Here is a 13,829-nt window from a genome sequence, read left to right on the forward strand (position 1 = left end):
GACCGACTTTTGCCCCACATGAGTTTCAAAGGCAAAATCATCAACGATCCGATTTACGGTTTCATCAGCATCGACGATCCGGTGGTGTTTCGGGTAGTCAGTCATCCTTATTACCAGCGGCTGCGGCGTATTTACCAAATGGCTTTTGCCCACCTGGTGTACCCCGGTGCCGTGCACACCCGCATGGCCCACAGCCTGGGTGCCTACCACCTCATGTGTCAGGCGCTGGGCGAACTGCAACGCAAGGGCATTGACATTACCCCCGAAGAAGCCACCGCCGCCAAAGTAGCCATATTGCTGCACGATGTTGGCCACGGGCCGTTTAGCCATGCCCTCGAAGGCACACTGGTACAGGGCGTACACCACGAAACCATGAGCCGCCTCATCATGGAGCACCTCAATGCCGAGCTGAATGGTGCGCTGGAAATTGCGTTGGCCATTTTCAACAATACTTACCACAAACCTTTTTTGCACCAACTGGTAAGCGGGCAGCTGGATGTTGACCGCATGGACTACCTCAACCGCGACAGCTTTTTTACCGGCGTAAGCGAAGGGGTAATTGGCTACGACCGCATCATCAAAATGCTGACCGTGCACAACGGCCAATTGATGGTGGAAGAGAAAGCCGTGTACAGCATCGAAAAATTTTTGGTGGCCCGCCGCCTCATGTACTGGCAGGTGTACCTGCACAAAACCGTACTGGCGGCCGAGCAAATGTTGGTACGTATTGTTCGCCGTGCCCGTGAAATTGGCGCCGGCTGCCACCCCAACCTGCACTATGTGCTGCACAACCGCCCCGATACCGAAGACGCTGCTGAACTGCTGCGCCGCTTTACCATGCTCGACGATGTGGATGTGATGATGGCCATTAAAGAGTGGCAGCAACACCCCGACCGGGTGCTGGCTACCATGTGTACCTGCCTGCTCAACCGCAACCTGTTTAAAATCAAACTGCAATCGGAGCCCATTGCGCCACAAGTTATCGAGCAGAAAAAAGCTGCTATCCGACAGGCGCATCCCGATGTAACGGAGGAGGAACTTGGCTACCTGGTGTTTACCGGCGAAGCCCGCAACACCACCTACAAAACCGATGATGAACGCATCAACATCCTGTTTAAGGATGGCCATGTGCGGGATATTTCGCAGGTCGACAATGCCTTGATACAGCAGAGCCTCGCCGCCACGGTGGGCAAACAGTATATTTGCTACCTCAGCGTGTAAGGCCGTGGAATCGTCCATCCTTCATCGCTACAACACTACTTTAGATTTATGACGTTTTCAGCAGCAACAATTGCCCAGCTGGCCGGTGGCCGTGTTGAAGGCAACGCACAGGCAGCCGTAAGTGGCTTTGGCAAAATTGAAGAAGCCCAGGCCGGACAGTTAGCTTTTTTAGCCAACCCGAAATACGAAGAATACCTCTATACCACGCAGGCATCTGTTGTCATCGTGAATGAATCGCTGGAGCTGAAGCAGGCTGTGCAGGCTACCCTCATACGGGTGCCCGATGCGTACAGTGCTTTTGCTGCGCTGCTGAGCCAGTACGAAGCCATGCAACGCCAAATGCTGAGTGGCCGCGAAGAACCTTCTTTTGTACATGATACCGCCACGATGGGTAACGACGTGTACATTGGTGCATTTGCCTACATCGGCAAGAATGTTCGCATTGGCAACAACGTAAAAATTTACCCGCAGGTATTTATTGGCGATGATGTAACCATTGGCGACAACACCGTGCTGAACCCCGGCGTAAAAGTGTATCACCGCTGTGTGCTGGGTAAAAACGTAATTGTGCATGCCGGCACCGTCATTGGCAGTGATGGTTTTGGCTTTGCGCCACAGGCCGATGGCACGTTTAAAAAAGTGCCCCAAATGGGTAATGTGGTGTTGGAAGATGATGTGGAAGTGGGCAGCAACAGCACCATCGACCGGGCTACCATTGGCAGCACCATGGTGCATGCCGGTGCTAAAATTGACAACCTCGTACAGATAGCTCACAACGTAGAAATTGGCAGCCATACCGTGATAGCGGCGCAAACCGGCATTAGCGGTAGTACCAAAGTGGGCAAGGGCGTAATGATTGGCGGACAGGTAGGCATTGTGGGCCACATCAAAATTGGTGATGGTGCCAAAATCAATGCACAAAGCGGGGTCAGCAAATCGCTGGACAATGGTAAGGCTGTGACCGGCTCGCCTGCTTACGATTATACTTCTGCCCTGCGCAGCCAGGCTGTGAGCCGTCGCCTGCCCGAACTGGAAAAGAAAGTGAAAGAACTGGAAGCCGCTATTGCTGCATTGAAAGCAGGCGGATAGTTTTTACTCTTTCTTTTACATCAAGAAATTAAAGCAAAATGAAATACATCACTCATTCACACAGAAATGGGCAAATAATTTTTCAAGACCCAAGCTATAAAGACATTTGGGACAATATACATGATGTAATAACCAGCATAACAGATGAAGATTTAATAATACAGCATAACAAATATGTTGGCAAAATGAGTTTGTCTCATGCTATAAATCACTTACTAAAAGAACGGTTTATTTCTGAAGGCTGGATTCCAGAGTCTCCAATTTTCCAAAATGATAATTATCAAGGTGATAAATGGAGACTTGACTTTGCAAAAGCACCAGTATCAATTGAAGTAGGATTTAATCATGGTGAAGCAATTTCATGGAATTTGCTTAAGCCTGTAATGGCAAGTGAGCTAAACCATATTAGTAAAGCAATTCAAACTGAACTTGCTGTAGTAATTACTGCAACAAGTGAGCTAAAGCAAGCAGGAGCATTCGATAGTGCCGTTGGCGAATTTGAAAAATATCTTGATTACCTTCTACCAATGCAAAATCAGCTTACAACTCCAATGGTATTGATTGGACTGCTTCCACCTGAAGGCTTTATCATTGAGAAGATAAAAGACCCAATTACTAAAAGACATTCGGGTGTTGTCAAACGAATTCAATAGTGTAACTCAAATCTATTTTAATCGATTAAAGATTCAATTTGATTCTTTAATCGAACGTTTGCTACTTCTTGAACTTTTTCGTTAAGAGCAATTCCAATTTTTTCAATAACACCAACAACTAAAGCATTACCCATAAAGAATGCTCTTTTTGAATTTGATATGCCATCCAATTTAGTATGATTATCAGGAAACATATTTAGTCTTTCTAGCTCAATAGGTGAAAGTCTTCTAAACCCTTTAATAGTTTTAATAACGTGTTTGAATCTAGAGGGAGATGCTCCACCTTCGCCCGTTATTATAGTTCTTGAAGGTCTGTCTAACGGATCAGGAAAAACCATTCCTCCTTCACTATACTTATATTCATGACCGTCAGCATTAATACGTACCTGATTTTTAGGTCCTTTAAGAATACGCCATTTTTGCAAATCACATTCGTCAATATAAAACTCGTCAGTTACTTCACCATTAAGAATTATATCTCCTAGAACCGTTGAATTGCCATTAAATACAGGAGAAGATTTTAATGTCGTTACAACTCCATTTATAAAAAGTCCAGAGTTTTCAAAAATTGATTCCCCACCATCAATATTGAATTTAGACGATATGTCCACAATATCTACTTTTAGTTCAAATTCTTTTGGGAATAACGTTTGAACCGAAGTAATAGGAAATGCTGTAGCAAGCGTACCATCATATAGTATCCAATCCAGTGGGCGTTGTTTTTTAATGGAATTGTAAATTGAAGTTGACTTCAAATACGCTAAAATGAAAATCCTTCTTCTTCTTTGTGGCATTCCATAATCCGCTGCGTTTATTATCCTCCACTCAACTGCATACCCCAAGTCACCTAAGCTCTTTAATATTATTGCGAAATCTCTGCCACGTTGATTTGATGGTGAATTAATGAGTCTATCAACATTTTCAAGGAATACATATTTTGGCTTATTAAGTTTCTCACTCAGAATTTTATGTATTGACCACCAAAGAACTCCTTTTTTTCCGATCAAACCTTTTGAGTTTTTGAGAGTAGTTGCAACAGAATAATCTTGACATGGAAAGCCACCAACAAGTAAGTCATGATCTGGAATCTCACTTACATCAACAGTCGATATATCCTTATTACAATGTCCCTCTTTTCCAAATCGATGTTCATAAACATAAGATGCATGTTGGGCTTTTGTAGATGGCTCCCATTGATTGCTCCAAATGACTTCATAGGTTTGCTTTAAATTTTTTGTATATCCAGAGCAAGCTGATTTATTTCTCCAACCTTCTAGACCTAATCTAAATCCACCAACTCCCGCAAAAAGCTCAACAACTCTAATTTTTTTTCCCATCGTAATTAGATTTTAAATATTCAACTTTATCCTCTGCTACTCTGAAAGTATCAATATCAATATCCTCTGATAAAATTTTAAAAGCTAGTTGGTCACTAATCAGCTCTTTTATCAATTCTTTCTCATTTATTTTAAAAAATGCAGCTAACTGCTTAATCTGTTCCTTCGTTGGGTGTCTTTCATTTCTCTCGATTTTACCTAGAAGTGATGTGTCTATTCCCGTATGCATTCCAACTTCTCTTAGTGAAAGTTTCGCTACCTCTCTTTCAGACCTGAGTTGTTCACCAACGGTTGCTATTTTTTTCTTTGAATATGCCATTTGGGACAATATTTGTCCAAACATAAAATGAAATTTGCAATACAACAAGTGTCCTTTAAACCTTTTTTCTATACCTGTTAGAAAGTATAATGAACCTGAAGCATGTAGTGTTTGCTGAATCAAAAAATCTCCATACCCACTGTGTTCCCTCCTTCGCCTCTGTGGTAAAAACTTCGTGCTCCTTGTGCCTCCTTTGCGCCTTTGTGGTTACCTCCCATCGCCGCTCCAATTTTCTCCTAAAACTGTACAGCACCATCAGTTACGGGCCATGCGTGTTATCTTTAGCCTCTTATGCAGCCCGATTTTGCACACGAAATACAATACCAGTTTAGCCGCAGTGGTGGCAAAGGTGGTCAAAACGTCAACAAGGTAGAAACGGCAGTAACCGGCTTTTGGTCGCTGGCCAACTCTGCTGTGCTCAGCGATGCCCAGCGGAAGCTGCTGCTGCAAAAACTGGCACACCGGCTCACGGCTGAGCAAGTGCTACATGTAAAAGCACAAACGCACCGCACCCAGCTATCCAACAAAGCCGAAGTGCTGCGCAAAATGCAGGAGTTGGTGGCGAAAGCATTGACGCCGAAAAAAGCAAGGATAGCCTCCAAGCCCAGCAAGGCCGCCAAAGAAAAACGCATTGCCAGCAAAAAGCAGCGCAGCGATATTAAAAAGAGTCGTGGTAAAGTGAACATCACCGATTAACACACCTGACGTATGAAACAACTTGCTTCACTCTTTTTGATAATAATAGTTGTAGCCCTGGGTTGCCGAAAAAAATCGGACACTGCGGCTACTGATGTTCCGGTAACCATCAGCATACAACATGCAGCCGGTGCAGCACCATTGCAATTGGGCACACAGGTGACCATTGCCTCTGGCGATCCGGTTACCATCAATGTGTTCAAATATTATCTCTCCAACTTTTCGGTGGTGTACGATAATAATGAAGAGCAAAAAATACCGGACAGTTATTTTTTGGTAGATGAAGCCAATGCTACATCCAAGTCATTCAGCATACCCTTAAAAGCCGGTCAGGTAAAAACCCTACGCTTTTGGATTGGTGTAGACAGTGCCCGCAATGTAAGCGGCGTACAAACCGGTGCCCTCGATCCTGCCAATGGTATGTTTTGGACCTGGAACAGCGGCTACATTTTTGCCAAGCTCGAAGGCCGTTCGTTTGTGAGCACGGCGCCGCTGCAAGCGGTTACTTACCACATTGGTGGTTTCCGTACCGGGCAAAATGCATTGCGGCAGGTGAGCATTCCTTTCAGCACTTCATTACCCATTACTGCTGGCAGTCGCTTCAATATTATTTTGCAGGCCGATGCACTAAAATGGTTTACCGATGCCGCAAATATTTCTATTGCTACAGAAAGTACTACCATGGAGCCGGGTGCGTTGGCGTTGAAAATAGCCAACAACTACGCCAACATGTTTTCACTCAAAGAAGTACAGTATTGATTCGATGCGAGGTTTTCTTTCCATATTAAGCCTTGGTGTACTGCTGCTGTTGAGTTGCAATAAAAATGATTCGACAACGGTGAAGCCTGTAACGCCTGTCAGCTTTACGCAACCGGCTGGCTGGCCCAATGCCGTGTACAATTTTGCGGAGAATCCATTGACAGAAGAAGGCATTGCGCTGGGTAAAAAATTGTTTTACGATGGCCGCCTCAGCAAAGACGGACAATTTCCCTGCGCCAGTTGCCATCAGCAAGATGCAGCTTTTGGCACTTTTGCCCACGACCTCAGCCACGGCTTCAACAATAGCCATACGCTACGCAATGCACCACCCTTGCAAAACCTAGCCTGGTACAGCGAGTTTCATCATGATGGTGGCATTACCCACCTCGATTTGCAACCGCTGGCACCCATAACCAACCCGGTAGAAATGGCTGAAACCATCGACAATGTGCTGAACAAACTGCGGGCCGATGCTACGTATAGAATGATGTTTACAGCAGCCTTCGGTAGTGAAGAGATCAACACCAAACGCATGACGCAGGCCCTCAGCCAGTTTATGCTTACCATGGTAAGTGCCGATAGCAAATACGATAAAGTAATGCGGGGTGAATCGACGTTCAATCTCCCCGAAAGTTTGGGCTACGACATTTTTAAACAGAAATGTGCCAGCTGCCACAAAGAGCCTTTGTTTACCGACCTCAGCTACCGCAACACCGGCATACCGATGGATGCAGTGCTGCAAGACAAAGGCCGGATGCGCATTACCCAAAACCCGGCCGATAGCCTCAAGTTTCGGGTGCCTTCGTTGCGCAACATTATGGTGAGCAGTTACTACGGGCACGATGGCCGCTTTTTTGATGTGTACCAAGTGCTGGAGCACTACAACAGCGGCGTTATCAACGGGCCCACCACCGACCCGCTGGTGAAAAATAAAATACCCCTTTCCAATTTTGAAAAGGGGCAGTTGGTGGCTTTTTTTACAGCACTAACGGACTCTGCATTTCTGAAAAACAAAAAACTGGCACAGCCCTAAAATATCAATTGCCGGTGCCGGGTTTTCTCGCTTCCAGCTCAGCCAGTTTCTTCCTTTCTTCTTCAATGAGTTTGCTGGTTGCTTCCTGATCTTTTTGGTTTTGCGACATGTCTTTTTGCAATTGTTCTACTTTCTTTTGCATAGTGGAGTAATCTGACTGCAGGTCTTTCAGTTTGCGTTCAGTTTTGGCTACCAGCTCTTGCTGCACCCCCAGCTGGCGTGTAAATTCCTTAGCCACCACATGCTGGTTGAGATCTGCTAACAGCATACCTGCACCGGTAGCTATTGCCACGGCTGACGGATTGATGCTACCCTTGTCTGCTTTCTTATCGGGTATTTTACCCGGCTCGCTGGTAATGCTGTACACGGTGGATTTATCTTTTTCCTGACGGCTTTTGCTTTCAACCAAAATGAATAAGTCTGCCGGTTGGCCATTGTTCACATTGGTTAATCGTACATTTCGGTACACCATAAAACCTTTGCGGCTGTCGGGCTTGTACCCAAGCGATTGCATGTACGTTTTGATGGCATCTTCCACTACAGCTGTTGCTGCATCGTAATCGGTAATGGTACAGGGATAATCGATGCCATTAAATGTAACCTGACCAATATGGGTTGGGTGAGCTGGCGTGATGGCTACAGCAGCCGGATTTTGTGCAAATACGGTGCAGGCCAGCAAAATGGCCATTACAAAAGAGAGTTGCTTTTTCATAGTTGTTGTTTTTTGCAGGTGGCCTGTAGATGCATGCATCGGGCTACTCCGTTAAAAATAAACATAAATAACGGTAGGCCACATTTTTGGCACCTGCATTGCTATACAGTTCAATAAATTGCAGCATAAAACAGACCAATTGGGTAGTGTAAAAAAGTTAGCCGGACAAACCTTGTGGTACGGAGTACCCACCATTGCTACCCGATTTTTGGGCTATCTTTTATCCATCTTTTTGTTCAGGTGGTATGGCCCTACGGTTACTGCGGATATTACACAGGTGTATGCCCTCATACCGTTTCTGAACATCTTGTTTACATACGGGTTAGAAACAGCTTACTTCCGCTTTGTACAACATACCGAAGAAAAGAAACTATTCAACACACTCAGTGTTTCCATCATCAGCAGCAGCATTGTGTTTTCCGTTTTGTTGTTGTTGTTTACCGAGCCATTAGCCCGCTTCACTTCATTGGAAGCAAAGCCCGAGTACTTCAGGTGGATGGTGTACATCCTGTTTTTTGATACTCTTTCCACTATTCCTTTTGCCCGGCTGCGGCACCAGGAGCGGCCCCGCAAGTATGCTTTTGTAAAAGTGATGAACATTGGCCTTACAGTGTTGCTCAGCTTTTACTTCCTTCGTTTTTGTCCGCTGCGCTATGCGCAAGACCCCAACGATTCTTTGCTCCTGTTTTACAATCCCTCCTTTGGTATTGGCTATTACATAGTGGCCAATGCAATAGCCAGTGCCATATCACTCTTGCTGCTGTGGGAAGAGTGGAAAGCACTGCGCATTGAGTTTGATGCCAAACTGTGGAAGCAGGTAATGCAGTATGCATATCCGTTAATCATTGTTGGCTTTGGCGGCATGATTAATGAAATGCTGAGCCGCCTGGTGTACAGCCATGTGCTCGATTTGCCATTAGAAGAAGAGAAACGACAACTGGGCATTTTTGGTGCCAGCTACAAAGTGGCGGTACTCATTACCATGTTTATTCAGGTGTTTAAAATGGCCGCCGAGCCCTTCTTTTTCAAACAAAGCACCGGCGATAACGCACCACGTACTTATGCCCGTGTAATGAAGTTTTTTGTAATTGCCTGCAGCCTCATGTGGCTGGGTATTGCGCTGGGCCTGCCGCTGATTACGCGTTTGGCTTATGGCGAAAATTTTGCAGCCTACAACGAAGGCTCTGCTATTATTCCCATATTGGCCATGGCCAGTGTGTTTCTCGGTATTTATTACAACCTCAGCATTTGGTACAAACTCACCAACCAAACCTGGGCCGGTGCGTGGATTACATTGGGTGGCGCATTGGTAACCGTATTGCTGAACGTGTGGTGGATTCCACTGTTTGGTTATACTGGCAGTGCATGGGCCACGTTTATTTGTTATGCTGCCATGATGCTGGTGAGCTACCGCATGGGGCAGCGCTATTATCCGGTACCCTATGCCTGGAAAAAATACCTTGCCTATTTGTTGATAGCCGTTGGTTTGTATGCTTTCCACAATTGGGGCATCAATCCATTTATTTCATCGCTATGGGGCAAGGGTTTAATTGCAGCGGCATTGTTTGCAGGCTATGCTCTCTTTATTGCAAAAATGGAAAAAAGAGAGCTGGTGAAACTTCCACTGGTTGGCCGCTTGGTGGCTCGTTTGTAAACAACCTTATTAGCCGCACTACTTGCAGCTCAATTTTCATTGAATAATGTTCCTTTACCAATCATCACCCTTTACGGTATGCAGGCTTTTACGTTGGGGTGATTGTAGTTGATGAGAATAACAGAAAAATCATTTACCTCGCCGGGGCGTTTTTCAATGGCAATTGCACCATAAATACGCATGTTGGTAATGAGTTCTTTCCGTTCATAATCAGCCAGCATGGGCATTACATCGGTTATGTGGCGCAAAAAAGGAGCCAGCCATACTTCCCGCAAGTTTCTGTCTACTGCAAACTGCACTAAAATTTCCAGACACTCTTTGGTGTTAGCATGAGTAATGCTTCTGGTGGTTTCAAACATGTTTTGTACTTCAGCCGTGTCGTAGGCCGAAGCATACTGGAGAGCGGTAGATTTTTTGGGAAGCTCTTTTGCCGTAGTAGTACTTGCAGTATTTTGCTGATCGGCAAGGAGGCTGGTTGGTTTCTTTTTTGTTCTGGCTTCAATTTCGCTGAGGTCAATTTTATCTACAATTTTTAGACCGATACTACCCACCTGAGCGTTTTTGTGAATCAGCAGTTCTTTCTTATCAGCATTCACAATAAACTGATCAGCTTCAATCAAATTTTGTTCACCCAAAATCTGCAATAAATCGCCGGAAAGGTTTGCCCTGAAGGCAACCGCTTTTACACTACGCCCCTGGCGGCGCAATTGTTGTACAATGGGTATATAATCTCTGTCGCCGGCTACGAGTACGAAATGTTGCACATCTTGCCGGGTGTACAGCACTTCCATTAAATCTATACACAACCGCATATCAGCAGCATTTTTATGTTCAGTGCCCAGCACATTGTGTGTATCTATACCCATGAGGTATAATGACCCCAGCGCACTTGCCTGACGTTCAAAATCGGCATAGGCTTTGGTAATAATCACATCGAGTTTTAATTCGTTACTCAGGTAGCTTCTGAGATTACGAAGAATGCCGGTGATGACATCTGTAAGCTGAGGTGGTTGTGCATACTCAGCCTTCAGGTGATACAAAATATTTTCGTAATCGATAAATACTGCTGCATGATTGGGCGATTCCATTTTCATACAGTAAAAGTACACAAGAATACACTCTGCAAAATGGGGCGTTGTGATGTTGCTATATCGTAGCCCTTTCCAAATATTGTTTTAGCTGTGGCAATACTTGTTGCCAGCCGCTTTCTACCGCCGCCGCATACGCCTGCCATTCGGCACTGTGTGTGGCAAATGGCCCATGCTGTATATGTAGCAAAGTTTGCCCCGATTGTGGCGTACATTCTATCAGCAAATCAATAGGGCCTAATGGGTTGGCTTTCTCAAAATCGTATTGCCACATATTGCGCAGTTGCAAAAATAAACCCGGTTCGTACTGCTGTATTTCGCCACTGCTGATGTACTGAAAACGCCCGCCTGCATCTCGCCATTGCCAGCTGATGTAGCCAGCAGCCACATCGGCAAATGTGTGACAACCCTGCCACCATGCCTGTGTATGTTGGGTATGCAAAAAAGATTGCAGCACTTCTAAAGAAGGCCGATGAATAATAATTTGTGCAGTAACCAGCATAAGTGGAGTTGAATGAAACAGTTGTAAAAATAATGCATCAACTGTTGGCATTGCGTAGCAGTACAGCTACCTTGTTGTGCCTGCAGCGCAACATATCTACTCACATCAACCGTATTCAGCAAGTATGGCTACTTCATACAAAACACCCGGCGTTTATATTCAGGAGGTTTCTGCTTTTCCAAACTCCTTACCGATGGATATTTCCACGGCTGTGCCTGCATTTATCGGGTACACGCAAATGGCGAAAAAAACAACAGCTGATGATTTGGATTTTACGCCGTTCCGCATCAATGGTCTACATGAGTTTGAACAATATTTTGGCAGCATGCCTGCTGAAATAATTACATTGACGATTGATGATGTAATAGAAAAAACCGGGGCAACAGAAAAGCTGATACAACGAAAAGTGGATGCTGTTATCAGTAGCTTTTCACCGCACATTTTTTGGTATCAGCTACAAATATATTTTGCCAATGGAGGTGGGCCGTGTTACATCATTTCTGTTGGAAGAACGACAGGAAACCTTTATGCCCATGACTTGCTGCGTGGTTTGCAGGCAGCGCAGCAGCAAAAGGGAATTACATTACTTGTTTTTCCCGAAGGGGGCGCCATGCAAAATCCTGCTGAGTTGTATGCCTTATACAATACCGCCATGCAACAAGCTGCCAGCACACAAGACCGTTTTGTGCTCTGTGATGTAAGCAACCAACCTGTGCCGGAAGGCAATGATGTTTCGTTTTTCAGAAAGATGATAACGGGTGGTAAAGCAGAGGGATTGCGGTATGGCGCTGCCTACTATCCTTATTTGCAAACGGGAATTGCAGCCTGCTATGCACCCGAAAAGGTGAGCATTAATCATAACACCTTGATTAAAGAAGCTGGCAAAGCTGATAGCAGCAATAATGGTTCACTGCATGGGCTTACCATGGCTGATGAACCAGCAAAAACGACGATTGACATGTCTTTAGCCCTGCGTTCATTACGAGTTACTTTGCCCCCCTCCTGTGCCGTAGCCGGTTTGTATTGTTTGGTAGACAACACTCGTGGTGTATGGAATGCACCAGCCAATGTAAGTATCAATAACGTGATATCACCGGTGATACAAATCAACAATAACGAACAGGCTGAATTGAACGCTCCGATTGATGGTAAAAGCATTAATGCCATTCGTTCATTTACAGGAAAAGGTGTACTGGTTTGGGGTGCCCGCTCCTTAGATGGTAACTCCACAGACTGGCGTTACATACCAGTCAGAAGAACCTGCATCATGATTGAAACTGCCGTTGCCGCTGCGTTGCAGCAATTTATATTTGAACCAAACGATGCCAACACCTGGATAAACATTCAAGCGTTGATAGAAAACTATTTGACGGAACTGTGGAAGCAAGGAGCATTGCAAGGCGCTAAACCGGAACATGCTTTTGCAGTGCAAATTGGTTTGGGTAAAACCATGACTAATACAGATTTGTTGGAAGGAATGCTTCGTGTACAAATTATGATATCTGTAGTAAGGCCTGCTGAGTTTTTAGTGCTGTCGTTTCAGCAAAAAATGGCTGTGTAATAAAATATCAAACAGATTGCACCAGTTTATATGTTATTTGCCGCATACACATGGACAAGCAGAAACAAGGAGTGGATGTTATACTGGATATTTTACGCATCACGGTGCGTACATTTCCGCATTCGCCATTTGCGGCCAGCCTGCTGCAGCAGTATCAGGAGCGGGGCTTTCTTACCCGCAAGCAGCTGGAAGGCCTGATGCACAAAGCCTCGAAAGTGCACAACATGCCCGAAGGCAAATTGGCCACTTTGCAAGCCATCATTCAAAAAATGCCGGTGCGCCAAAAATCGGAAGCACCCACTTCGGCACCCATTCATGAAGAAAGCCTGCCGGTACGCATTGTGATTGCCAGCATACTCGAAAAATATCCGACACACAAACCTGTGTTGTTGTTCAAAGCAAAATATGAAACGCATACACCACTCAGCAAACAAGAGCTGGATGAGCTGCTGCGTTTTTACAAACTACTGGTGCTAAAAGACAGCAAAGGTTGATGCATTTTTCGGTAGCTTGCTCCATTCTAATTTACTAGTACTATGAAACGCATTGTTGCCTTATTTGCCTTGTTGTGTATGATGATTAGCTGGCTGCCCGCAACCAAAAAGAAGGTTGTTTTTTTTGGTGATTCCATCACCCAAATGGGCGTAAACAATGGCGGCTACATTTGGCGCATGCAGCAAATGCTGGAGCAAAAAAAACTGAGCAACCAATATGAATTGATTGGCGCCGGCATTGGCGGCAACAAGGTATACGATCTGTACCTGCGTATGGAAAAAGATGTGCTCGACAAAAATCCGGATATCGTTTTCATTTACATAGGTGTAAACGATGTGTGGCACAAAGCCACCAGCCAAACAGGTACCGACTATGATAAGTTTGGCAAATTTTATACTGCCATCATCAACAAGCTGAAAGCAAAAAACATTGAAGTGATACTGGTAACACCAGCGGGTATTGGTGAGCTCAAGGGCAATGCCAATCCGCAGGATGCTGATTTGAACAAGTATTCAGATGCTATTCGTCAACTGGCTGCTGCGCACCAATTGAAGCTTGTGGATCTTCGTGCATTTTGGCAATCGTACAATGAAGCCAACAACCCCAACAATCAGGAGAAAGGCCAGCTCAGCTACGACCGGGTGCACCTGAATGATACCGGCAACCAACTGGTAGCCGAAGCCATGATGAAAGCACTGGGTTTGTAAACG

General features: G+C 45.1%; 14 protein-coding genes and 1 pseudogene. 10 read left to right on the forward strand and 5 right to left on the reverse strand.

The window, feature by feature from the left end; translation table 11 throughout:
• The first annotated feature begins 18 nt into the window (after positions 1-18).
• From V7Q13_RS09025 to V7Q13_RS09035, 3 genes are read left to right on the forward strand one after another with little or no spacing between them, the layout of a single operon-like run.
• Positions 19-1,221: an HD domain-containing protein gene (locus V7Q13_RS09025; protein WP_333800353.1), complete on the forward strand. Its 1,203-nt coding sequence runs from the start codon at positions 19-21 to the stop codon at positions 1,219-1,221.
• A gap of 48 nt (positions 1,222-1,269) precedes the next feature.
• Entirely contained in the window at positions 1,270-2,310 is a 1,041-nt protein-coding gene (gene lpxD, locus V7Q13_RS09030; protein WP_157475860.1) for a UDP-3-O-(3-hydroxymyristoyl)glucosamine N-acyltransferase, read from the forward strand.
• A 38-nt stretch (positions 2,311-2,348) separates the two neighbouring features.
• The gene (locus tag V7Q13_RS09035; RefSeq protein WP_333800354.1) at positions 2,349-2,963 is read left to right on the forward strand and encodes a BglII/BstYI family type II restriction endonuclease; all 615 of its coding nucleotides are present in this window, start codon (positions 2,349-2,351) and stop codon (positions 2,961-2,963) included.
• Positions 2,964-2,980: 17 nt separating this feature from the next.
• Here V7Q13_RS09035 and dcm read toward each other — a convergent pair whose 3' ends face one another.
• Both dcm and V7Q13_RS09045 read right to left on the reverse strand, forming a co-directional pair.
• Entirely contained in the window at positions 2,981-4,300 is a 1,320-nt protein-coding gene (dcm, locus tag V7Q13_RS09040) for a DNA (cytosine-5-)-methyltransferase (protein WP_333800355.1), read from the reverse strand.
• Positions 4,284-4,619, reverse strand: a complete 336-nt coding sequence (locus V7Q13_RS09045) for a helix-turn-helix domain-containing protein (RefSeq protein ID WP_333800356.1) — start codon at positions 4,617-4,619, stop codon at positions 4,284-4,286. The genes dcm and V7Q13_RS09045 overlap by 17 nt, the downstream gene beginning before the upstream one ends.
• Positions 4,620-4,910: 291 nt before the next feature.
• Here V7Q13_RS09045 and arfB point away from each other — a divergent pair.
• The 3 genes and pseudogenes from arfB to V7Q13_RS09060 form a co-directional block, all read left to right on the forward strand.
• Positions 4,911-5,315, forward strand: a pseudogene (gene arfB / locus V7Q13_RS09050) (alternative ribosome rescue aminoacyl-tRNA hydrolase ArfB); the annotation flags it as partial.
• Between the two features lie 12 nt (positions 5,316-5,327).
• Positions 5,328-6,074 (forward strand): MbnP family protein, encoded by a 747-nt coding sequence (locus V7Q13_RS09055; protein ID WP_333800357.1) that lies wholly within the window; start codon positions 5,328-5,330, stop codon positions 6,072-6,074.
• 4 nt (positions 6,075-6,078) lie between these two features.
• Positions 6,079-7,107: a cytochrome-c peroxidase gene (locus V7Q13_RS09060; protein WP_333800358.1), complete on the forward strand. Its 1,029-nt coding sequence runs from the start codon at positions 6,079-6,081 to the stop codon at positions 7,105-7,107.
• 4 nt (positions 7,108-7,111) lie between these two features.
• On the opposite strand, the gene V7Q13_RS09065 is transcribed toward V7Q13_RS09060, so the two are convergent.
• Entirely contained in the window at positions 7,112-7,819 is a 708-nt protein-coding gene (locus tag V7Q13_RS09065; RefSeq protein ID WP_333800359.1) for a hypothetical protein, read from the reverse strand.
• A gap of 118 nt (positions 7,820-7,937) precedes the next feature.
• Here V7Q13_RS09065 and V7Q13_RS09070 point away from each other — a divergent pair, with 118 nt between their 5' ends.
• Positions 7,938-9,473 carry a lipopolysaccharide biosynthesis protein gene (locus tag V7Q13_RS09070; RefSeq protein WP_333800360.1) on the forward strand — a complete coding sequence of 512 codons (1,536 nt, stop codon included), beginning with the start codon at positions 7,938-7,940 and terminating at the stop codon, positions 9,471-9,473.
• A gap of 71 nt (positions 9,474-9,544) precedes the next feature.
• On the opposite strand, the gene V7Q13_RS09075 is transcribed toward V7Q13_RS09070, so the two are convergent.
• A complete protein-coding gene (locus V7Q13_RS09075) occupies positions 9,545-10,567 on the reverse strand; it encodes an NYN domain-containing protein (RefSeq protein ID WP_333800361.1) in 1,023 nt (340 codons plus the stop codon).
• A 52-nt stretch (positions 10,568-10,619) separates the two neighbouring features.
• The gene (locus V7Q13_RS09080; protein WP_333800362.1) at positions 10,620-11,063 is read right to left on the reverse strand and encodes an SRPBCC family protein; all 444 of its coding nucleotides are present in this window, start codon (positions 11,061-11,063) and stop codon (positions 10,620-10,622) included.
• 193 nt (positions 11,064-11,256) lie between these two features.
• Here V7Q13_RS09080 and V7Q13_RS09085 point away from each other — a divergent pair, with 193 nt between their 5' ends.
• From V7Q13_RS09085 to V7Q13_RS09095, 3 genes are read left to right on the forward strand one after another with little or no spacing between them, the layout of a single operon-like run.
• On the forward strand, positions 11,257-12,624 hold the full coding sequence (locus tag V7Q13_RS09085; RefSeq protein WP_333800363.1) for a phage tail sheath family protein: 1,368 nt from the start codon (positions 11,257-11,259) through the stop codon (positions 12,622-12,624).
• 50 nt (positions 12,625-12,674) lie between these two features.
• A complete protein-coding gene (locus V7Q13_RS09090; protein ID WP_333800364.1) occupies positions 12,675-13,118 on the forward strand; it encodes a hypothetical protein in 444 nt (147 codons plus the stop codon).
• A gap of 42 nt (positions 13,119-13,160) precedes the next feature.
• Positions 13,161-13,826 (forward strand): SGNH/GDSL hydrolase family protein, encoded by a 666-nt coding sequence (locus V7Q13_RS09095; protein ID WP_333800365.1) that lies wholly within the window; start codon positions 13,161-13,163, stop codon positions 13,824-13,826.
• Positions 13,827-13,829 lie beyond the last annotated feature (3 nt).

This window comes from Phnomibacter sp. (genome assembly GCF_036803085.1).
Taxonomy (GTDB): domain Bacteria; phylum Bacteroidota; class Bacteroidia; order Chitinophagales; family Chitinophagaceae; genus Phnomibacter.

What these genes read in the sequence shown, in the direction of transcription:
- V7Q13_RS09065 (WP_333800359.1), bottom strand. Translation starts at nt 7,819, where the DNA reads ATGAAAAAGCAACTCTCTTTTGTAATGGCCATTTTGCTGGCCTGCACC.
- V7Q13_RS09095 (WP_333800365.1), top strand. Translation starts at nt 13,161, where the DNA reads ATGAAACGCATTGTTGCCTTATTTGCCTTGTTGTGTATGATGATTAGC.
- V7Q13_RS09090 (WP_333800364.1), top strand. Translation starts at nt 12,675, where the DNA reads ATGGACAAGCAGAAACAAGGAGTGGATGTTATACTGGATATTTTACGC.
- V7Q13_RS09080 (WP_333800362.1), bottom strand. Translation starts at nt 11,063, where the DNA reads ATGCTGGTTACTGCACAAATTATTATTCATCGGCCTTCTTTAGAAGTG.
- V7Q13_RS09025 (WP_333800353.1), top strand. Translation starts at nt 19, where the DNA reads ATGAGTTTCAAAGGCAAAATCATCAACGATCCGATTTACGGTTTCATC.
- V7Q13_RS09055 (WP_333800357.1), top strand. Translation starts at nt 5,328, where the DNA reads ATGAAACAACTTGCTTCACTCTTTTTGATAATAATAGTTGTAGCCCTG.
- lpxD (WP_157475860.1), top strand. Translation starts at nt 1,270, where the DNA reads ATGACGTTTTCAGCAGCAACAATTGCCCAGCTGGCCGGTGGCCGTGTT.
- V7Q13_RS09060 (WP_333800358.1), top strand. Translation starts at nt 6,079, where the DNA reads ATGCGAGGTTTTCTTTCCATATTAAGCCTTGGTGTACTGCTGCTGTTG.
- V7Q13_RS09045 (WP_333800356.1), bottom strand. Translation starts at nt 4,619, where the DNA reads ATGGCATATTCAAAGAAAAAAATAGCAACCGTTGGTGAACAACTCAGG.
- V7Q13_RS09035 (WP_333800354.1), top strand. Translation starts at nt 2,349, where the DNA reads ATGAAATACATCACTCATTCACACAGAAATGGGCAAATAATTTTTCAA.
- V7Q13_RS09075 (WP_333800361.1), bottom strand. Translation starts at nt 10,567, where the DNA reads ATGAAAATGGAATCGCCCAATCATGCAGCAGTATTTATCGATTACGAA.
- dcm (WP_333800355.1), bottom strand. Translation starts at nt 4,300, where the DNA reads ATGGGAAAAAAAATTAGAGTTGTTGAGCTTTTTGCGGGAGTTGGTGGA.
- V7Q13_RS09085 (WP_333800363.1), top strand. Translation starts at nt 11,257, where the DNA reads ATGGATATTTCCACGGCTGTGCCTGCATTTATCGGGTACACGCAAATG.